Origin of the sequence: Paenibacillus sp. B-A-8 (assembly GCF_048572915.1) — a bacterium.
Taxonomy (GTDB): domain Bacteria; phylum Bacillota; class Bacilli; order Paenibacillales; family Paenibacillaceae; genus Paenibacillus_AQ.
Window position 1 is genome coordinate 4,702,957 of record NZ_CP183882.1, and the last position, 20,740, is coordinate 4,723,696.

The following is a 20,740-nucleotide window of genomic DNA, read 5'->3' on the forward strand; positions in this document are numbered from 1 at the left end:
AGAATTCGCGGAAAAAGGTGAACAGGATCAGGAATGCCACTGCTCCCAAGTTTCCTGAGATATCGCCTCAAGCTCAGGTTTACGATCACGGCCCATCAGAGCTTCTACAGCACTACGTGGACTTCTGCCTTTAAAAAGCACATGATAAATTTGATCTGTAATGGGCATTTGGACACCTAGCTTGATGGAAATGGCATAAGCAGCCTCTGTGGTACGAATACCTTCGACTACCATCCCCATTGACTCCAGTACCTCATCCAATGGTTTCCCTTGCCCGAGCATAAAGCCTGCACGCCAGTTACGGCTGTGCTGGCTGGTAGCAGTCACTACAAGATCCCCGATACCTGCAAGCCCTGCAAAGGTCAAAGGATTCGCTCCAAGCTCAACGCCCACCCGAGAAATCTCGGCCAGTCCACGTGTCAGAAGCGCCGCCTTAGCGTTATCCCCAAATCCAAGACCATCGGATAGACCTGCACCGAGTGCAATAATATTCTTTAGTGCACCAGCAAGCTCTACCCCTACCTGATCGCGGTTCGTATATACACGAAAATCATTGTTAATGAACAATTCCTGTGCTTCTGCGGTACGCTTATCATCAGGTGAAGCCACAACAACCGTAGTAGGACATAGGCGCACTACTTCCTCTGCATGACTCGGTCCGGAGAGAACGACAATCTGCCCTTCGTTACAGCCGAGCTCCTCAGCAATAACGATGGACATCCGTTTCTTGCTTTCAGTCTCAAAGCCCTTCGTAGCATGAACGCATAGCATATCATCCTTCCAGAACGGCTTCAGACTGCGAGCAACCTGCCGCATACCTGAAGATGGGGCCACAATAACAACCGCTTTAGAACCGGAAACTGCGGTCTCCATATCAGTGGTTGCAATGATGTTTGCGGGCAGGGAAATCCCCGGTAAATACTTATTATTCATATGAGAGCCATTGATCTCGGCAGCTTGATCAGAGTTACGTGTCCACAGATAAACTTCCGAGTGATTAGCAGCCAGCACACTTGCCAGCGCAGTTCCCCAGCTCCCCGCTACTAGTACGGTTACTTTATCAGACAACACGATTCCCTCCTTTTACTTTTGAGCCTATCTTATTCTCCCGGCCCTCCACAATCTTAACAATATTCGTCCGGTGCCGCCAGAAGGCAAAAACCGCGATAATAATACTGGTCCAGAGCACTGGCTGAGTAAATCCTGTCAGCAATAGAAAGACCGGTGTCAGCGCGACAAAAATTAACGAGCCAAGTGATACGTAACGAGTGATAAAGATAGATCCTATGGCGATGACACCGGCGAGCAGCGCTGGCCATAAACACAATGTAGCCATAACGCCAATCGTAGTAGCGATGCCCTTCCCCCCACGGAAACGAAAGTAAAGCGGCCAGTTATGTCCAACAATGGCAGCGATTCCGCAAAGAGCAGCAACCCAGGTTCCCCAGCCACCTACCCAAGTTCCTAACCAAACAGCGGCAACACCCTTTAGCACATCCAGCACTAGCACAGATATCGCAGGACCTTTCCCCAATACACGTAGTGTATTGGTAGCCCCCGCATTGCCGCTTCCATATTGTCGGATATCAATTCCCTTTAGCAGCTTGGCAAACAGCACACTAAAGCTGACAGAACCAAGCAAATAGCTTACAACGATAACCAGAAGTTCAAGCGCCACACTTCTTCTCCCCTAACCTTCGTTTTCGGATTTGCGCCGTGTAAAGAGACGGATTGGCGTTCCCTCGAAATTAAACGCCGCACGGATTTTATTCTCCAAGTAACGTTCATAGGAGAAGTGCATCAGCGATGGGTCATTTACGAACACCACGATCGTCGGTGGCTTCACCGCAACCTGCGTTACGTAGTTAATACGCAAGCGACGGCCTTTGTCAGTTGGAGGAGGATTAATCGCAATGGCATCCGATACAACATCGTTCACCAGATGCGTAGTAATGCGCAGTGCGTGCTGTTGTGATACATGCTGCACCACAGGTAGCAGTTTTTGCAGTCGTTGTTTAGTCAAAGCCGACAAGAAGACAACCGGTGCGTAACTCATAAACAAGAAATGGTCACGAATCTTAGTCTCGAAGTTTTGCATAGTCTTGTCGTCTTTCTCAATAGCATCCCATTTGTTCACAACAAAAATTGATGCCTTACCTGCTTCATGTGCATAACCAGCAATATGCTTGTCCTGATCGATGATACCCTCTTCACCGTTAATAACAACGAGGACCACATCAGCCCGTTCAATCGCACGCATAGCACGCATAACACTGTATTTCTCAATGTTCTCATATACTTTACCTTTTTTGCGCATACCCGCAGTATCGATAAGTACATAACGTTGTCCATCACGTTCAAATGGTGTATCAATAGCATCTCGAGTAGTGCCTGCAATATCACTAACGATAACGCGTTCTTCACCCAGAATCGCATTAACTAGAGATGATTTACCTACATTCGGACGGCCAATCAATGCAACACGAATGACATCATCATCGTATTCATCATCTATTTTCTCTGGCAGACGTTCTACTACAGCGTCCAACAAATCACCGAGTCCTGTACCATGACTACCGGAAATCCCGATCGGATCTCCAAAGCCTAGGCTATAGAACTCATAAATATCATCTGCACGCTTCATATTGTCCACTTTATTGATGGCAAGAACGATTGGTTTACCTGAACGGAACAGAATCTGAGCTACCTCTTCATCTGAATTCGTCACACCGCTCTTCGCCTCACACATAAATACAATAACATCCGCTTCTTCAATCGCCAGCTCCGCTTGTACGCGGATTGATTTTAGAATCGTGTCATCTCCATCAATTTCAATACCACCGGTATCAATCACACTGAACGACTTACCGTTCCAATCTGAAATACCATAAATCCGGTCACGTGTAATCCCCGGTTTATCTTCTACAATGGCCATTCTATCGCCAATCAGCCGATTAAAAATCGTCGATTTCCCGACGTTAGGCCTCCCAACGATTGCCACAACGGGTCTTGCCATATTCATTCCTCCTGTCATCCTTACGATACTCATCATAGCAAAAAACATTAAAATTGGCTAACACTCATGTTAGCTTTAATAAATCTTTCTGTTACCGGAAAAAGAGAATCGGCGAACCCCCGTATCGAGGGCTCGCCGATTACTTTACCCGTATATTCAAAAAGCAGGATTAGTTATTACCTTTGAATTTGTCCAACTTGTCACCAAAACGTTCAGCAAGCGTAAAGCTAAGGCCTTCGTTGCTTAGAGAAACGTTAGGGTTGTTCAATACTTCTTTAGGAGCTCTGTCTCTGCTGTTGCTGCGTTCAGGTCTAGCAGTAGGTGCTGGAGCTTCTTCTGTTTCTTTGATGCTTAGGCTAACACGTTTCTCGGATGGGTTGAAGTCGAGTACTTTCACTTGAACTTCTTGTCCTTCTTTCAATACTTCGTGTGGAGTAGCAATGTGTTTGTGGGAGATTTGCGAAATGTGCACAAGACCTTCCACCCCTGGAAGCAATTCAACGAATGCTCCGAAGTTCACAAGACGTTTTACAACGCCTGTTACAACATCACCGATGTTAATTTCGCCAGCAGCAGAGTCCCAAGGACCTGGAGCAGCAGCTTTGATACTCAAGCTGATTTTTCCTTTTTCAGGATCAACCTTAAGTACTTTAACACGTACTTTATCACCTTCGGAAACTACATCAGAAGGTTTCTCTACGTGATTCCAAGCGATTTCGGATACGTGTACAAGACCATCAACTCCACCAACATCAACAAATGCGCCGAATTGAGTTAGACGTTGTACAGTACCTTCAATGATTTGACCTTCAGACAGTTCAGCCATAATTTTGAGCTTGTTGGCTTCGAACTCTTCTTCAAGGACTTCTTTAGCGGACAGGATTACTTTGCTGTTCTCACGGTCAAGTTCTTTCACTTTAACGCGCAGGGTACGGCCTTTGTAATCACTGAAATCTTCAACGAAGTGACGCTCAACCATAGAAGCAGGGATAAATCCACGTGCTCCAACATCAGCAACTAGACCGCCTTTAACAACGTCAGCTACAGTAACTTCGAAAGCTTCTTGGGAAGCAAAGTATTTCTCAAGATCTTCCCATGATTTTTCGCTATCAACAGCACGTTTGGAAAGAACAAGGCTTTCTTTGTTGTCGTTGATGCTAACAACTTTACATTCTACTTCCTGTCCAACTTCTACTGCTGCTGCAGCGTTGTCCAGTTGTACTGCGGACAATTCGCGAATCGGAATCACGCCGTCGTATTTATATCCAATGCTTACATAAGCTTGGTTATCTTCGATTTTGACGATTGTTCCTTTCACGGTATCGCCTTTTTTCAAAGAAATGATTTCCAAGTCAGCTTGGTTAGTCACTTCTTCTTCGTTAACGGCAGCAACTTCTTCTACAGCTCCGTTATTTTCTGTCACAGCGGATTCCACCGCTTCTACGGTTTCATTACTCTCCGTAGTTTCCTGATTTTTAATTTCTTCAGACATGTGATTAGCCTCCTCGATTCAAAACCCCATTTATTTAAACCTGCGTATAGCAGAGTTCAAAACAAGCACTGCTTGGCATTACAAATTACACTTGAAGATAGTATGTTCCAAAAAATAGCGACTATGCCGTTATTTAATCGTAGTACTGGACGAAATTTATTATTTCGTTTATCCCTTAACTAACAGTTGGTATACCCGACTTCTTCATCTCGTTGATGCGTTCCATAATGACATCGGTAACAGCCTCGAGAGATTCACTTCCTGCACCGGCAAATTGACTGAGATCTATAGGAGCCCCATAGACAACAACCATCCGTCGAAAGGGTTTGTACTCACCGACAATAGCAGCTGGAACAACTGCAGCACCGCTTCGAAGTGCGAAGCTTGCAGCCCCTTTCTTGGCAACTCCGGCGTCAGAGTTACGCGTACCCTCCGGGAAGATACCCATGACATTACCACTACGAAGTGTGTTAAGGGCCGTTTTAATGGATTCTTTGCTTACGCCACCACGTTTGACTGGAAAAGCACCCAATTTGTTAATGAGCCAGCCAAGCACAGGAACCTCAAACAGTTCTGCCTTAGCCATATACTTTACCTGACGGTCTAGCTTAATCCCAATAGTCATCGGATCTAGCAAACTAATATGGTTGGCACAGAGCAGCACCCCGCCCTCCTTTGGCACATTCTCTTCCCCCACAATCTTAAGCGGGAAAACAATTGCGTAAATCAAGCGAAGCAATCCTCGGCAAAATACATAAATCATAAATGATTTCTCTCCCCGTCAACATGAGATCTGCAATGGGATACAATGGCCTCAACGACTTGATTGATATCCATATAGGTCGTGTCCAGAAGAATTGCATCTTCCGCACGGCGCAGCGGTGAAATCTCCCGTCCTTCATCCAGACGATCTCGCTGTGCAATATCATGTTCAAGCTGCTGAAGTGTCACCGATTCCGCGTCTCTCAATTCCTTATAACGACGGAGAGCTCTTTCTTCCACACTTGCCGTCATAAAAATCTTTACTTCGGCATCGGGCAGCACGGTTGTACCGATATCGCGGCCATCCATTACAACGCCTTTGCGAAGCGCCATCTGACGCTGCAAATGACTGAGTCTGGACCTTACACCTTCGATCTTCGAATACTGCGACACAAGGCCGCTAACCTGAAGACTCCGAATATGCGGCGTTACGTCTTCCCCATTAATCAGCACCTTTTGGATGTCTTTTTCCGGTATAAGCTCAATAACCATGTCGCGAACCTTCTGGTTCACTTGATTCTGATCTTCCGGCTCTATGCCTTCACGGATCATATACCAGGTGATTGCCCGGTACATTGCGCCTGTGTCGACATAAATATAAGACAGCTTCTGGGCTACCAATCGGGCTACAGTACTCTTGCCTGCCCCGGCAGGTCCGTCGATGGCGACGTTAATTCTGTCGTAAGTATGTGTACCCTGCCTATCCAACGGGGCATTCCTCCTCAAACACTCTTTCATAAGAAAAGCATCTAGCGATGTCAAGTTCGTTCCTGCAATATCAAGAAGCACATACAATTGGATATGCTTGATGATATTATCAAGAAAAAAGCAGGCATTGCCTGCGACTTATAAAATTATACCACAGTTTATACGTCAGTGCAAAATCAGAACGCTTAATAGAGCTTAGAAAAATGCCTATCGGTTGCGGAAATCAAACTGACGTTCAAAGCAATAACGTATTATTTTCTGACGCTCATTATCCGTAATGGCCACAAATTTCACCATGGCCAATTGACGCCCATTTTCAAGCTTTTTAATTCGAACCACTTCACCCTCAAAATCCACATGCTCAATACTACCGTTTCTATACGGCACTAGAACCCAGCAGGATAATTTCGCCCCCACATCGAGCTTCACCTGGTTATCCACCAAGAAAGAGGTTCCTCCGCCACCAATATCATCTGTACGTACAAGGAATCTTTTACCAAGGTTATCCTTCACAGCTAATTCAAGATCTGCATTCACTCGAAAAAAGCTCCGTCTCTGAATTTTGAAAATTGAATCCGCCTCTGGTTTTTGGATCCGTACCATACGAATTACATCTTCTTTAAACCCGAGAACATGAGTATTAAAGTAATTCTTAATGCCGCCCTCAGTTATAAAGTAAACCGAAAGCTCGTCCCCCATAAAAAGTCGTTTTAGACGACCGTTACTCTCCTGCATAGGAATTTCAATCAGAAACGCGTCGTCTTCTGTCTCTGCAATTCTCGATCTATATTCAACTTCTGCTTCAGCAGCGTCACTGGAAGCAACCTGTATGTATAGATATTCATTAATTTTAGGATACAAAGATGTCACCGCCAAATCAGTATAGTTAACAATGATTATAGCATGGGAATATCACCCAATGAGATAAATATTATTTGAATTTAAAAATAAAAAAGAGCTCATCCATATTATGGATAAGCCCTGTTCTTTCACTTTTGTTCAACTCCCGAAGAAGCTCTGATTTCTTCCACAGACTCTTCAATGCCATCATCCGCATTAAGATAAATACGATACTGAGTACCATTTACCTCTCCGCCAAATTCGTAAGTCAAGACTTCTACGGAGTCCTCATTTTTAATCCAAGCCATGCGATGATAGTTCTCCTTGAAATCCGAATTCAGGAATTTCTTTGCTTCCGCAAGGGAGAGCTTAGGCTTTGGAATCTTACGATTGTCCTTATGTTCATTGACATATTCGCTAGCCTCAAATCCAACCGTTGTCCCAGTATCAAGTCCTATGCGAATCGTCATTTTCTCAGGATAAATCAACACATCGTTCTGGCTGGTTACAAAGGTTAAATTCCCAATATTATCATAACGGTCAGCGTTCACCGCAGTCATATGAGGATATCCCTTTTTCTTAAGAAACTGCTCTGCCTTGGTAACCGCCTCTTCTAAAGATACCTTAGCTGGACCAATCTCACGGTTATCATAATAAGAGATCAGCAAACCACCATTTTTGGTGAAATCCATACTGATAATCTGCTTATTATTCGAACCGCTGACAGTAGCCGTATAGGAAGGCCAATCCGTATTTTTGCCGTTTTCTTTCACATCTACCTTAGCATTGGAGCCTGCATTTGCAAACTTAATGGCTTTACGTTTGATATCTTCAACTGAAACAGGGGTGCCCCCCAGCATTTTTACAGAACGTTTATCGTAAATGCTTGCAACTGAAGGACCCCAATCCAGTTCAGGGTAACCTTCGACACGTTTATCCACCGACTTGAAGCCGTCAATAATCGAATTATCCTCTGCCTTTTTCTCTGTAGCCAGTGCGGTTTCGACATCCATCCAGCGCAGGCGGCTACCGATCACTTTATTCTGAACATCTTGCAAATCTTTAGAGATTTCTCCAGAACTCTTATACAATGCTTTTAAATTGCTCAATTCACCATCTGTCAAAGGCTTCTTAGTGAAATCACGAATCCCGGCTTTATAAGAAAAGTTAGAGATTTTGGACAGAAACTCCTCCGTTTTGCTAAATGGCAGTAATGTGAGCGGCAACTGATTAATTTCATTTTGCGCTTCACTGGTCATCCGCCACACATTAACAAGTCCTTTGCGGTGCATCCCGTTAGAAGCGGAGTTAACAGCTAGTGTGTTCCCGAGCTCTCCATGAAGACGTTCCACATGGTAAGACAAATCATGAAAGGCACGCTGATATTGGTTCTCCGCCTTAATTAGAATCGCATTCTTCTCCTGATTCTCCTGATAACCCCACACGAGCGCTCCAATTAACAGCAGCGCAGTCAGGGGGAACATTACAGCACTTAATCTTTTGTACATAGGGCTACAAGACTCCTTTCGATAGCTTATTGGCGTTAGTTTGACAATAAACTGGGAGTCTTATGCACCCGTCTGTAACACAATGTGACTAAAGTGTATGAACAAAGCTAATTCCTTCAAAATTTCATATCATAGCACTTAAGCTCTCTCTTCAATCTCAAAGCCACTGCTATTACTGCAAAGGCATTGCTTAAAGCCGGTCTGAATAACACCCTGCTCTTTTATCCCTCTTAATATGTAGGTCTCACCGCATTGTTTGCAAAGTATACGGACTTTTATACGCAAAAAAAGACACCTCTCTCCTCTCTGGAATTCCCCGCTAAGGAACAATCCTTTGAATATAAGTGTGTCCATCTCGATTATAGGTTAACCTCTTCTTCTCGTTTCAGAAAGCGGAAAGGGGATCGGCTATTAGCCCTATCCACTTTCCCCATTCCTCCGTACCATAGAATAGCCATCAGAGGAACAATAAACCATATCCAGTAGTTAGCTGTCGTACTCAAAATAAAGTCATAAATCCCATGCCACAGCCATGGCAACAAGATAGAGATTAACAGAATCCCTTTTGTTTTAGCTCCTTTTGAGAACTTGGCTCTCCCTAAATGATAGCCCATGATTACACCAAACATAGCGTGTCCAGAAACCGGAAGCAGCGCTCTCAGGAACATGGAACCGATTGATGCATTGCTATACCAAGCATACATTATATTTTCTATTGTTGCGAAGCCGAGCGAAATCGCTACGGCGTATAGTATCCCATCATATGGCTCGTCAAATTCGGTGTGATTGTAAATCATATGGTAAAGCACAAACCATTTTAGACATTCTTCCACGCCAGCGGATATGAGAAACGACTCCACATAAGGACCGCCATTCAGCCCCAGCATTAGTCCTCTCTGAATGATCATAACAGGGAATACAATCAGAAGGCCTAGCAGGAACACCTTAATAACGATATGAAGCGGTTCTTGATCATACTTATCTTTCAAATAAAAAAAGGTCAGCAGAGCAAGTCCCGGCGCTACTGCCGACGAAATAACCGATAACACGAGCACCGAATAACCTCCCTATATCCCTAGCGCCTTATTCTGCTGATTACAGCAAGGCAGATAACAGCTTTAATTCAAGAATGACCGCCACACCATCAAGAACAAGACTAGGGCTAATCAGCCAAGCATAAACGCCTTTGGCGTCCTTATAAGGACGGTAAGCGTTTATGCGAGAAATATAAGGATAGAGTATAGTGTGAAACTTATACTTTCTTATATTTCAAAATGATGCTCATCAGCCCTATCATGCTAATTAATCCTGACGCTTAAAATGAGTGCACAACAACTGGACTGCATTCTCCGACATTACTGTCTTCCCGTATTCGTCGAGAACAGCTTCTGTAACCGGTGAGGAATCTCCAAACTCGGCAAGTACGCCAACAAGACCTGACAACGCCGTTTCTTCAAATTCCTTTGGATCGAAGTACAGATACCATTTATTGTTATAAGAATACAGTTTCCCCTGGGAAGTAATATTACCGATGAGCACATGAGCCGCTTCAACAAGAACCTCGAAATCGCGGAATGCATATACAATGGAGTCGCTTTGTTCAAGAGTAACTTCCATTTCGTAAATCTCTTCTGGCAATTCTTCTTCCCCGGACGCACCGTACTGATGGTGATCATATTTTCCTCGGGTCACTATAACGACCATGCCTTGCGCGGGCAATGCGAAAACTTCTACGGCAAGCGGACCAGTAGCATCAAAACCTAGTTCACTATATGCTTGATCCATCATCTCCGTAAACAGGTCATGTACCTTGGGAACTTCCTGCCACATGTCTTCCTTCTGGATGCCCCGCTCGCTCAGGTCGTCAAAAGTGAGGAAAATCCGTATCTTATCTTGACTTAATCGCTCTATTCTCATGACAGGATCCTCCTTTTGCAAGCTCATTTATTATAATGTATGATGAGTCCCGAGTAATGAGCCAAAAATGGTTACTATGTATGTATGTTATCATTTTGCAGAGATAAATGCACGAAAATAAATATATAAAATCCTCTAAAACGTTGCCACTACTGAAGAGCCTATTCTACTTCATAAACCATTTTCAAGAGCTTGAATATAAAAAAGAATCATCCTGAGGAATATTTCATCCTCAAAATGATTCTGAAGGAGACCTTTACGGTTACAATCCCGGTATGGCTGTATGCGTATCTTTCAGAATCTGCTCCACTTCGCTCTTCACTTCAGGATTGTTGCGAATGAAATCCTTTAGTAATTTGAGATTGGATTCTTTTGATTTTGCCGGCGATTCCATTTTATGCTCAGAAGTTCCATTGTTCGAGCCATTACTTTGCGCATTATTGCTTGCATTACTGCTTGAAGCAGCAGTGTTACCAAATCCTGTCGTAGCCATACCAATTATTTTTTCTTTTGCTTTATCTGCGGCCCCGCTCATGGAACCACCTGATTGCCCCAGCGAAGACATTAAAGAATTCCGCTTTTTGGACATAATCATACTGGCTGCGGCGCCCATCAGCACCCCGCATAAAAATGACGAAGTATTCATAATCCCAGCCTCCTTGTATGGTAAAATCATGTTTAGTGTTCGCGTAAAGATTCCAGCTCATACAACCTAATCACAAGAAAGCGAGATGAAAAAAGTGGGTAAAATGACATCAGTGCTGCTATTAGCTACCTTGCTGCTGACTTCCTGTAGCAATAGCGGAGGAGATAGCAACAATACTAAGGAAACAACCACAACAAATAATCAGCCCACAGCGGCAGCTACACAGAGCGTAGAAACAGAGGCACCAACAGCGGAAGTTGCAGTCACCCCTACACCTCAAGCAACATTAGAAGGTGAAACTGCAGGAAGTAACACCAATACTGGGGCTGAAGTTCCACTTCAGTACCATATGAACAAAAATTATGATATCGTCCCCAATGAAGAATCAACAAATAAAAAGGTCGTTTTGCTTACTTTCGACGACGGTCCCAAAGATGCGAATATGATTAATCCATTAATGGATATTCTGGACAAGCATCAAGCCAAAGCTATTTTCTTCGTGAACGGTTACCGTGTTAAAGCGCATCCCGAGCTTTTAGAGTTAATTCATAAACGCGGAGGAATTATTGGCAACCATAGCTGGGATCATATTATTCTCAAAGACAAGTCTTATGCAGAGGTTAAAAAGCAAATCGAAGATGTTCAGAGCATTGTTAAGGAGACTATCGGTGAAGCCCCTCACTTTTTCCGCCCTCCACATGGTGCTGGCGGTGATGTCGGCAAAAAGATTGCCGCTGAGAACGGGATGCTATATATGACCTGGTCCAACGGATCTTTAGACTGGGAGATGAAAGAGAAAGAAACTGAAAAAACGGATAAATTGATCAAAAATGTAACGGACCAGTTGCACTCCGGGAGTAATATTCTGATGCATGAACTCCCTTGGACAGTCGAAGCCTTGGATAAGTTGCTTACTACACTTGAAGGCAAAGGCTATAGCTTTGTAGATCCCCGCAGCATTGAGCTTAAGATGCGTTAATTCTGGAATAGAACAAAAAAACAGGTAATCACCTTACGAAGAGGTGATTACCTGTTTTTTTATCACTAACTACTCTTTCTCTTTTCGGAGGGTTAATACATGCATCTCGGCAGGACTCCCCCAGCGGATTGGCAAGTGAGAGGTTCCAAACCCTCTACTGATCAACAGCTTTGCTTCCCTTCCAGTTCCATCCCTTCTGGGCCATTGAAACATTCCCGCATCATATTTATGATAGAAATTTTCTACATGCCTGCGACCCAAAAAAGGAAGTATAACCTGTCCTCCATGCGTATGTCCTGCCAATATCAGATCAGCCGGCACACTTTTCTGTATGGAGAGCCAGAGCGGATCATGAACCAGAATGATCCGACAAGTAACATCTAAAGCATTAGGCATTGTAAGACGCGGAAATGGACGATATGAGGTCTTACCACCCTTTTTCGGAAAATCCACTCCCGTTAACCAAAGAGATGCTCCCTCACGTTCAATACGCACATTTTCATCCATTAACAGCTTTGCACCACTGCCTTTAATAATCTGATCAACCCATGAAATATCAGCTCGATAATCATGATTTCCATGCACTACATAAGTAGGAGCTATAGAGGTGACAAGCGTCATATTATCGGCCAGTCGATCCAGAGGACTATTTTTTTCCGTTAGATCACCGCCTAGTAAAACAACATCTACTTTTCCCTTTAACGGATTCAATAGCGCTGATGGAAGGCGTCTGCGATGGATGTCGGTTATAAATAGGATCCGAAATCCATCAAACACATCAGGGAGAGACTTTAGAATTATTTCCTCGGTAATAATTCTGTTTCTAAAGGCGTTACTCACCATAATCACTGCAATAATTACCCCGATCAGAAGCACAGCCCCGATCAATCCCCATAACCAAACGATCACCATAAAGTTCTCAAAGGCGGCGCCCCTTCGATTCCCCACCAGAGGAGCGCTGCCAGCAATATAACAAAAATGAAGATCAGTGAGTTTACGAACATTTTGCTAAGTCGAACACGTTCTGAAGAATACGTATCCGAACGTGATGGAACAGTTTCTTCTTGCTCTTTGTTCCCACCGTTAGTTCCCTTAGTAGAAGCTGCCGGACGGCGGCGCGCTTTCCTTGATAAAGTTGCCGTTGTTGTCCTCGAATGATTGCTCTTTTTAGGGGCGCCCTCCGATCGCGGATTCGCTTTTTTACTTTTGCCTGGTGTTTTGCCTTCGCCAACACGCTTTTTCTGACGAGACTTCAACCGGCTCAATTCCTCACTCATGATTCCCTCCTGTAGCGGATCACCAGACCAGAGAATAGGTCGATGAAGAAATGACATAGTATAGGTGCCCACAGGCTACCTGATTGAATGTATATATATCCAAGACCATAACTGCTTAAGAATACCCATCCGGTAGGTACAAAGTGACGCAAATAACGAACATGAATAAGTGCGAATAGAATACTCGTCCAATAAGGACCTATGGAATATTGAATCGCTCCTCTGAACAGAAGCTCCTCACATATCGATACCATTGCTGCAATTATAATAATATGCCATACAGGCCGATTTCGAAATAAAAGATCGTTTATCCCACCGTCATCCATACTTTCTTCAGGTACAATATGAGTCAGTAAATAATCAACTACCAGCATTACAGCGGCCAGTCCAAGACCCCATGCCACAAAATGTACGCTTTCTGGAAAAATTAATAGCTGAAACGGATTTCTTTTCTGAAATAATATCCATATCAAACCGATAATTAATGTAAGCCCCTGAGTAATGTAGAGATTGAGGAGCAGAAGACGGTCTGTTAACTGGCCTGGTTCTACTTTTTTTATCTTAATCTCACCAAATTTGAATTTTTTCATCGTGACCTGCCTGTTCTTTAATTTTTTCGGGCAGCTCCGAAAGAGAAACCGTCCATAATGTTGCTATCAATACATAATACATAGGATAATTCCCCCAGAAAAAGGAGCACTAATTATGAGCCAACGTAACTCCCGTACTCAAATGTTATACACCCTATTTTTTTTGTTTTTCCTTATTTGCGCCTTCGCCGCATTTTTTACAGGCGTCAAGGTTGGCGCAGACAAGACGGAAGCTAAATATGAGCAACAAAAGAACAGCAATGGATATGGATTAGAAGAATTCACGGGCTCTTACCAACAGAAGGATCTTGTTACTTTCTATCATAACGTATTTTTGCCTTATCGGGAATTCAAGCAGAATTGGAACACACAAGTGGACAAGCTGGCACGCAGTACAGATGCCCGTATGAACGCAGCAGCTATCAAGAATCTCAGCCTTCTAGCAGATAAGCAATATGAAAGAGTTAACCAGGACTCTATTTTTTCCAACTCTCCATTATTGCATCAATCACAGCTAAACATTCTCAAAAGCTTAACTTTATTCTCCAAAGCTTCTGGTGAAATAAGTGCAAGTGCATCTGGTGTAGAGACGGCAAAATTGCTAAAAAATGATCCTTATACTGCCGGTGCGGTTAAATTCGGATTGCTCGCACAAAAGAACTTTTATGATTCTATGCTAAAATGGGGCTCTAAGACAAACCAGAAAATCCCTTCTGATGCTGGTGAGCTAAAAACAATGTCCTTTATACAGTGGAAAAAAATGCCCCTTCTCCAAAAGAACGCATCTATTGCTGATATCATGTTGAACCGCGGAATTTTTGCAGCCTATGATCCTCAGGACATTACTGCAAAAATAGACGATTTGATTCATTCTGGTACCGCCAGTTCATTAAATCTTACAGATGTCCAGTCCTCTGTTACCCTGCTTATTTCCACAGGTGCTATACAGACAGAGGATTTTATGAAGTGGCGAGAACAGTACTATAGCAAGGAGACGATTCCACAGCTCCCGTTCTTTTATGAGTAGAGCCAGTCATTGAATCATAACGAAAAATGAAGTTCACTTCAAGAAAGCCTACTTTCAAAGCCTATTGACACATTTACATTACCGTGTTACATTATGAAAAAATTAATCAATCAAAAACGATGATGGAACAAAGATTCTGATAGTCTTCAGAGAGCCGGTGGTTGGTGCAAACCGGTGACGAACAGATGTCTTTAGCGCTCCTGAGATATTGTATCGAACCTTAAAGTAGGTACAATCGGATCAACTCCGTTACCAGTGTGGCCTTTGCAGGCCAATGAGGCTGCTTCTTCCAAGTTGCAGTGAATTAGGGTGGTACCACGAAGATAACTCTCGTCCCTTACTACGGCAGTAGTATGGGGGTCGGGAGTTTTTTTAGTTCCTAAACACCTAATTTATACTACCCTTTTGCCCAAAGTTACCGATTCCGCGGCACTTTTGCACGCAATTTCTTTTATGCGACACCGCGTTGATCTACTATTATCGCATGTTTTTCTCTACTAGTTTGTGAAACTTCAGGTATTGTGGATTGCCAATAGGCGTCCTCGACATATAAAGCTTTTCAACTTTAAGGGGGATAAGAAACCATGTTTAAAGTATTAGTATCGGATCCAATCAGTGATTTGGGAATTCAGCAATTGATGGACGCAGAAGATGTAGTTGTTGACAAAAAAACAGGCCTCAGCGAAGACGAACTCATTGCAATTATCGGTGAATACGATGGCTTACTTGTCCGCAGTCAAACTACCGTAACAGACAAAATCATCGAAGCAGGAAAAAATCTAAAAGTAATTGGTCGTGCAGGTGTTGGTGTAGATAATATCAAACTGGATGCTGCAACAAAGCGTGGTATTGTTGTAATCAATGCTCCGGATGGAAATACAATTACGACTTGTGAGCATGCTTTCGCAATGATGATGGCTCTGGCCCGTCACATTCCACAAGCTTATGCAAAAACAATTGGTGGAACCTGGGATAGAAAAACCTTCGTAGGTGTAGAACTTCGCGGAAAAACCTTGGGTGTACTCGGAATGGGCAGAATCGGTAGCGAAGTGGCTAAACGTGCCAAAGCTTTTGGTATGGAAATTCTTGCTTTTGATCCTTTCCTAACCGCTGAACGTGCTGAAAAGATGGAAGTTAAATTAGCTTCCGTAGACGATGTTGTACGCGGAGCAGACTTCATTACTGTGCACACTCCACTAACTCCGGAAACACGCCATATGATTTCTCGCCCACAATTCGAAGTGATGAAAAAAGGAATGCGTATCATCAACTGTGCCCGTGGTGGTGTTATTGATGAAATGGCGTTAGTAGAGGCAATTGATAGCGGTATTGTCGCAGGCGCTGCATTTGATGTATTCGAAAAAGAGCCGCCTCAAGCAGATCACCCCTTCTTGTCGCATCCAAAAATCATCGTGACTCCTCACTTGGGCGCTTCTACAATTGAAGCTCAGGAAAATGTGGCGATCGATGTTTCGGAGCAAGTATTGCATATTCTGCGTAATGAACCGTTCATTAACGCTGTCAATATTCCTCCGGTGGCTCCAAGTGTAATGAACAAGCTTCAACCTTACTTCACGCTTGGAGAAAAATTGGGCAGCTTTGTTACCCAAATCGCAGCTGCTGCTATCCGTGAGATCCATGTTGAATACGCTGGGGATCTTTCAGATGTAGATACCCAACCCCTAACCCGTTACATCGTAAAAGGTGTGCTCTCCCGTCACTTTGCAGAGGACGTTAATATCGTAAACTCGATGCATTTGGCGAAAACACGCGACGTGAACGTAGTAATAACTAAAGCTTCCAAAACTAAGGGCTTTACCAATCTAATTACCGTTACTCTAAAAGCTGATCATGACCAAGAGTATCTTGTTGCCGGCACATTGTTGCAAGGTTATGGAGAACGGATTGTTCAAGTAAATAAGTTCCCGGTTGATGTTGCTCCTGAAGGTCATCAAATCTTCGTATCTCATAACGACAAAGTAGGAATTATCGGACTCGTGGGTACATTACTTGGTGAGAACGATGTTAATATCGCATCCATGCAAGTGGGACGTAAAATTATTGGGGGCGCTGCAATCATGTTGCTGACCGTTGACAAAGCTGTTCCTAAGGATGTCCTAGTGAAACTTGCTGGTTTACCAGAGATTAACACTGCTGAAGAAATCATCCTACTTTAATCTATAACATAAAAAGGTCATTCCAGTATGTACTGGAGTGGCCTTTTTTTGATTTAACGAACCTTTTTCTTCCTATATTATGAATGCAGGGATGGACCTTCCATCGGTATCGGTAAATCCATACTTTTCAGCTAGCTTTCCAACCAGCTGCGGCTCACCGGACATGGACATTACTTCCGGATCAGCGGCCAGTGCAGCCACAGCTCGACCAATATATGTCGTCGATTCACTCATTTTCAGCTCCTCGACCTCTTGCCAATGTTCCTCATCTGTGTTCATGGCTTCTAAAACTGCTTCTGTTCTCATCCATCCGGGTGAAAGTGGAATAACTGCAATACTGTCATCCTTTAACTCCTTCGATAGTCCGAAGGCCATACGTAAAAGTGAATTTTTAGAAAGATCATAATAAAAGTTGCCCAGATATTTATAATGATCCCAAAAGGTTGTATGAATAATTAGACCGCCAGTATTTGCCTTCCGCATGAGGGGAATTGCGTAATAATTCGTGATCAACTGTGCTCTCACCCCTGCATTAAACATATTCTCCCAATGAGCTGTAGATAGCTCCCAAAAAGGCTTCTGCTCGATAGCTAGATCATTGCCTCCCCATACGTTATTCACTAAAATATCGAGCCGCCCCTGCTCTTCAGCGATCTGACGGATCACTGCTTCTGTTTCCTGATCCTTCGTATGGTCACATTGGATTACCGCACCAGATCCTCCACTCTCTTTTATCTCTCTAAGTACGCTATTTATGCTCCCCTTAATTGGTTCAGTGGCAGATACATCTATGGTTCTCCCTGTAATATAGACAAAAGCACCTCTTCTTGCTAATTCTAAAGCGATCCCTCTACCAGCGCCTCTACTGCTCCCCGTAACCAGTGCCACTTTTCCTTTCAATGTCATTCCCCTCAACCCTTTCAGTATGTTTTCAATTTCAGTATTCTGTGATCATTCCCTACGTTTTATAAGTATAGCCTTAATATATGACATCCACTGACATATATAATATAATCAAAATTTAGAATGGTTGAATGGAGCACGTCCAATATTTAATTCGAGGAGGAGTAAATAATAAATGCGAGCCGACCGTTTGTTATCTATATTGCTTCTATTGCAAAAACGTGGAAAAATGACTTCTCGCGAGCTGGCCCAAACACTCGAAGTGTCAGAACGAACGGTGTTTAGAGATATGGAAGCATTGAGTGCTTCAGGCATCCCGATTGTAGCTGAACGAGGGCGTGAAGGAGGTTGGATGCTTACAGAAGGGTACCGAACCTCCTTAACAGGTATGAAGCCACAAGAGATTGGTTCACTGCTTCTGTCCACTGACTCATCTATCATGAAAGATCTGGGGATACAGGACGACTTCTCTTCCGCTGTTCTCAAACTGGAGGCTGCTTCCTCTCATCGAACTAGTAACCCAGCAAATTATCTAAGCCAGCGGATCCATATTGACGGTGCCAGTTGGCATCCTTCGGATGAGACTTATCCGTTCCTTTCTGTACTTCAGAGAGCTCTTTGGGAAGACCGTAAAGTAAAAATCACTTATCTCCGGAACGACGAGACAAAAGTCCGGATGATTGAACCTCTTGGGTTAGTTGCAAAACGAGGAGTTTGGTATGTCGTAGCCAATATAGGGGATGAACTGCGAACCTTTCGTGTGTCCAGATTGATAAACGTAGAAGAGACCAATGAGCGGTTTAACAGGCCTGATGAATTTGATTTAAAACATTATTGGGAAGAGTCCACTACAGCCTTCAAAGCAGCACTGCCAAAATATCCGGTAAAATTAAGGGTTAGAACATCTGTCTTAAAAGAATTGCAACGTGAAAGATTCGTTTCTATCCATATGATAGAGCCATCTAGCAATGCAGAGTGGGTGAACGTAGAAGCCGAATTTAATACGATCGAGTCGGCCTGCCGGATAATCCTTTCTTTTAGTCCCTCGGTTATTGTACTTTCACCGCAAGAACTTTTAGAGATGGTAAAGTCTGCTATCGCAAAAATTTCCGCTATTTATGAGGATTTTTGACACGAAATCTAACGAACTACTCCGAAAAGAAGATTTATGTCAGTTCTTACTATAGACCAATCACCTTTAAATCCCATATAATAACACCAATACATAATATTAATAAGGAGGACATTATACCAATGAACTGGATGCATAAACTTCCGTTAAAACAAAGAATTGTTGCCGGATGTTACCTCGTTGCCGCACTATTTGCTATTCCTGTTTTAGTTACTTTTATGATCTTAGGCAACATTATTTTGGGTATTGTTCTAATCGTCGTTCTTGCTGCTCTAACCTTCCCAGTGGCCCGCTTTATCGAGAGAACGCTTACATCTTCTTTTGATGACATCGCGAATGTATCTCATAGTATTTCAAAAGGGGATTTTACTAGTAGAGCCGACGAGAACGGGTCTATGGGGGACGTAAGCCGTTCCTTTAATACTATGATTGACAAGCTCAAGAAGATTTTGACAGAAGCATCACAAATCACTCGTCAAGTTATGGATGCAAGCCGTGGAATCGAAGATAAGAATCAGAATTTGAAAATTGTCATGGCACAGGTAGCCTCTTCGTCTAACGAGCTAGCTCTTGGTGCAAATGAAATATCTACGGATATCGCTGAAATGACAGAATCTATTAAAGATATTGAGAATAAAGTATCCAATTATACGAACTCAACAAAAGAAATGAACAGACGTTCAATACATACATTAGAGCTAGTTGAACAAGGACGCCAATCCGTTGATACTCAAGCTGAAGGCATGCGTAAAAACATCCAGGCTACTCAAAAAGTAGCTGACACTATCGAAGCCCTTTCTCAAAATGCTCGCGGCATTACGATGATCACAAAGACCATTACTGAGATCGCTGAACAGACCAACCTGTTATCACTAAATGCTTCCATCGAAGCAGCGCGTGCAGGAGAACATGGTCGAGGATTTGCTGTAGTCGCACAGGAGGTTCGCAAGCTCGCTGAAGAATCAACGGCTTCTACGAAGGAAGTCTTTGGCTTGGTTCGGAGCATCGAAACTGATATTAAACAAGCGATTGATAATATCGCTATCAACGAAGAAGTCGTACAGGTACAGAATGAGATGATCACTCAATCTGCTCATATCTTTGCTCAAATCGTGCAAAGTGTACAGTATATTACCGAGCAGATCTCCTCCTTCTCTGCCGAAAGTGATCTTATGTTGGAAAGTGCATTGAAAATCTCAAGTGCAATCGAGAATATCTCTGCGATCACGCAGCAAACCGCTGCCGGCACCGAAGAAGTATCAGCCGCTATGAATGAACAAATTAATGCCCTGCAGTCCGTTGCAGAAGAAACTGAGAAAATGACTCAGGCTGTATTTAATCTACAGAAGACGATCCATATTTTCAAGTTTTAAGTGACGTCCAAATCATATAAACAAATTCAAAAACTGCCCCTAAGCTTAGACTTAGGAGCAGTTTTTTTATATCTATTATTTCATAGGTTCGACAAGACTTTCGTCAAAATTCGAGTTAATTTGCGATAATATATTGACAAAGAGTGTCTAGGAATATATTGTAAAGGAAAATTCTTCTTATAAATTTCTAAATTAATATTGGCAAAATCTTCGAAAGAGGATGACGCAAAACCATGGATCTACAGCCTCATTTTTAATCTGAGGCCATGACTGCCAGGTTGCTGAAAACCAAGACGACTGGACTTTTGTTCAGTCTCTATGGCGATTTATGCTACCAACCTGTGCCCTATTTTAGAGCACAGGTTTTCTAGTGTTTGGTTTTAAAATAACAAT

General features: G+C 43.2%; 20 protein-coding genes, 1 riboswitch and 1 other annotated feature. Of the genes, 5 read left to right on the forward strand and 15 right to left on the reverse strand.

From position 1 onward, the window contains the following. Nucleotides 1-27: 27 nt before the first annotated feature. The 11 genes from ACN6MV_RS21165 to ACN6MV_RS21215 form a co-directional block, all read right to left on the reverse strand. Nucleotides 28-1,068, reverse strand: coding sequence for an NAD(P)H-dependent glycerol-3-phosphate dehydrogenase (locus ACN6MV_RS21165; RefSeq protein ID WP_042129591.1), 1,041 nt, complete (start codon nucleotides 1,066-1,068; stop codon nucleotides 28-30). Continuing rightward, nucleotides 1,061-1,678: a glycerol-3-phosphate 1-O-acyltransferase PlsY gene (gene plsY / locus ACN6MV_RS21170; RefSeq protein WP_042129592.1), complete on the reverse strand. Its 618-nt coding sequence runs from the start codon at nucleotides 1,676-1,678 to the stop codon at nucleotides 1,061-1,063. Before plsY ends, ACN6MV_RS21165 begins: the two co-directional genes overlap by 8 nt. Before the next feature lie 12 nt (nucleotides 1,679-1,690). Next, nucleotides 1,691-3,016, reverse strand: a complete 1,326-nt coding sequence (gene der, locus ACN6MV_RS21175; protein WP_042129594.1) for a ribosome biogenesis GTPase Der — start codon at nucleotides 3,014-3,016, stop codon at nucleotides 1,691-1,693. A gap of 169 nt (nucleotides 3,017-3,185) precedes the next feature. Next, complete coding sequence (gene rpsA / locus ACN6MV_RS21180) at nucleotides 3,186-4,508, reverse strand: 30S ribosomal protein S1 (protein ID WP_256716304.1); 1,323 nt, start codon at nucleotides 4,506-4,508, stop codon at nucleotides 3,186-3,188. Between the two features lie 175 nt (nucleotides 4,509-4,683). Continuing rightward, nucleotides 4,684-5,271 (reverse strand): lysophospholipid acyltransferase family protein, encoded by a 588-nt coding sequence (locus ACN6MV_RS21185; protein WP_042129595.1) that lies wholly within the window; start codon nucleotides 5,269-5,271, stop codon nucleotides 4,684-4,686. Further along, a complete protein-coding gene (gene cmk, locus ACN6MV_RS21190; protein WP_231573844.1) occupies nucleotides 5,268-5,978 on the reverse strand; it encodes a (d)CMP kinase in 711 nt (236 codons plus the stop codon). The genes ACN6MV_RS21185 and cmk overlap by 4 nt, the downstream gene beginning before the upstream one ends. A 207-nt stretch (nucleotides 5,979-6,185) precedes the next feature. Further along, nucleotides 6,186-6,839 carry a flagellar brake protein gene (locus ACN6MV_RS21195; RefSeq protein ID WP_076119780.1) on the reverse strand — a complete coding sequence of 218 codons (654 nt, stop codon included), beginning with the start codon at nucleotides 6,837-6,839 and terminating at the stop codon, nucleotides 6,186-6,188. A gap of 128 nt (nucleotides 6,840-6,967) precedes the next feature. Then, nucleotides 6,968-8,326 (reverse strand): germination protein YpeB, encoded by a 1,359-nt coding sequence (gene ypeB, locus ACN6MV_RS21200; RefSeq protein WP_042129600.1) that lies wholly within the window; start codon nucleotides 8,324-8,326, stop codon nucleotides 6,968-6,970. A 359-nt stretch (nucleotides 8,327-8,685) separates the two neighbouring features. Further along, nucleotides 8,686-9,381, reverse strand: coding sequence for a glutamic-type intramembrane protease PrsW (gene prsW / locus ACN6MV_RS21205; RefSeq protein WP_042129603.1), 696 nt, complete (start codon nucleotides 9,379-9,381; stop codon nucleotides 8,686-8,688). A gap of 247 nt (nucleotides 9,382-9,628) precedes the next feature. Beyond that, the gene (locus tag ACN6MV_RS21210) at nucleotides 9,629-10,243 is read right to left on the reverse strand and encodes a genetic competence negative regulator (RefSeq protein ID WP_042129604.1); all 615 of its coding nucleotides are present in this window, start codon (nucleotides 10,241-10,243) and stop codon (nucleotides 9,629-9,631) included. 262 nt (nucleotides 10,244-10,505) lie between these two features. Next, entirely contained in the window at nucleotides 10,506-10,889 is a 384-nt protein-coding gene (locus tag ACN6MV_RS21215) for a hypothetical protein (RefSeq protein ID WP_042129605.1), read from the reverse strand. Between the two features lie 85 nt (nucleotides 10,890-10,974). Here ACN6MV_RS21215 and ACN6MV_RS21220 point away from each other — a divergent pair, with 85 nt between their 5' ends. Then, nucleotides 10,975-11,868, forward strand: a complete 894-nt coding sequence (locus tag ACN6MV_RS21220; protein WP_375103454.1) for a polysaccharide deacetylase family protein — start codon at nucleotides 10,975-10,977, stop codon at nucleotides 11,866-11,868. A 69-nt stretch (nucleotides 11,869-11,937) separates the two neighbouring features. Here ACN6MV_RS21220 and ACN6MV_RS21225 read toward each other — a convergent pair whose 3' ends face one another. From ACN6MV_RS21225 to ACN6MV_RS21235, 3 genes are read right to left on the reverse strand one after another with little or no spacing between them, the layout of a single operon-like run. Continuing rightward, the gene (locus ACN6MV_RS21225) at nucleotides 11,938-12,816 is read right to left on the reverse strand and encodes a metallophosphoesterase (protein ID WP_419884767.1); all 879 of its coding nucleotides are present in this window, start codon (nucleotides 12,814-12,816) and stop codon (nucleotides 11,938-11,940) included. Next, nucleotides 12,774-13,145 (reverse strand): hypothetical protein, encoded by a 372-nt coding sequence (locus ACN6MV_RS21230; protein WP_042129606.1) that lies wholly within the window; start codon nucleotides 13,143-13,145, stop codon nucleotides 12,774-12,776. Before ACN6MV_RS21230 ends, ACN6MV_RS21225 begins: the two co-directional genes overlap by 43 nt. After that, nucleotides 13,142-13,735, reverse strand: a complete 594-nt coding sequence (locus tag ACN6MV_RS21235) for a CPBP family intramembrane glutamic endopeptidase (RefSeq protein ID WP_419884768.1) — start codon at nucleotides 13,733-13,735, stop codon at nucleotides 13,142-13,144. Before ACN6MV_RS21235 ends, ACN6MV_RS21230 begins: the two co-directional genes overlap by 4 nt. 115 nt (nucleotides 13,736-13,850) lie before the next feature. On the opposite strand from ACN6MV_RS21235, the gene ACN6MV_RS21240 reads away from it, so the two are divergent. Together ACN6MV_RS21240 and serA are read left to right on the forward strand one after the other, a co-directional pair. After that, nucleotides 13,851-14,762 (forward strand): hypothetical protein, encoded by a 912-nt coding sequence (locus tag ACN6MV_RS21240; protein WP_419884769.1) that lies wholly within the window; start codon nucleotides 13,851-13,853, stop codon nucleotides 14,760-14,762. A gap of 110 nt (nucleotides 14,763-14,872) precedes the next feature. Beyond that, nucleotides 14,873-15,103, forward strand: a binding site (T-box leader). Between the two features lie 243 nt (nucleotides 15,104-15,346). Next, on the forward strand, nucleotides 15,347-16,939 hold the full coding sequence (gene serA, locus ACN6MV_RS21245) for a phosphoglycerate dehydrogenase (RefSeq protein ID WP_419884770.1): 1,593 nt from the start codon (nucleotides 15,347-15,349) through the stop codon (nucleotides 16,937-16,939). Between the two features lie 72 nt (nucleotides 16,940-17,011). On the opposite strand, the gene ACN6MV_RS21250 is transcribed toward serA, so the two are convergent. Further along, the gene (locus ACN6MV_RS21250; protein ID WP_042129615.1) at nucleotides 17,012-17,845 is read right to left on the reverse strand and encodes an SDR family NAD(P)-dependent oxidoreductase; all 834 of its coding nucleotides are present in this window, start codon (nucleotides 17,843-17,845) and stop codon (nucleotides 17,012-17,014) included. A 172-nt stretch (nucleotides 17,846-18,017) separates the two neighbouring features. Between ACN6MV_RS21250 and ACN6MV_RS21255 the strand changes: the two genes are divergently transcribed. Together ACN6MV_RS21255 and ACN6MV_RS21260 are read left to right on the forward strand one after the other, a co-directional pair. Beyond that, nucleotides 18,018-18,974: a helix-turn-helix transcriptional regulator gene (locus ACN6MV_RS21255; RefSeq protein WP_076119786.1), complete on the forward strand. Its 957-nt coding sequence runs from the start codon at nucleotides 18,018-18,020 to the stop codon at nucleotides 18,972-18,974. 122 nt (nucleotides 18,975-19,096) lie between these two features. Continuing rightward, entirely contained in the window at nucleotides 19,097-20,347 is a 1,251-nt protein-coding gene (locus ACN6MV_RS21260) for a methyl-accepting chemotaxis protein (protein ID WP_042129618.1), read from the forward strand. Nucleotides 20,348-20,537: 190 nt separating this feature from the next. Continuing rightward, nucleotides 20,538-20,633: riboswitch (cyclic di-GMP riboswitch) on the forward strand. Nucleotides 20,634-20,740: the final 107 nt, after the last annotated feature.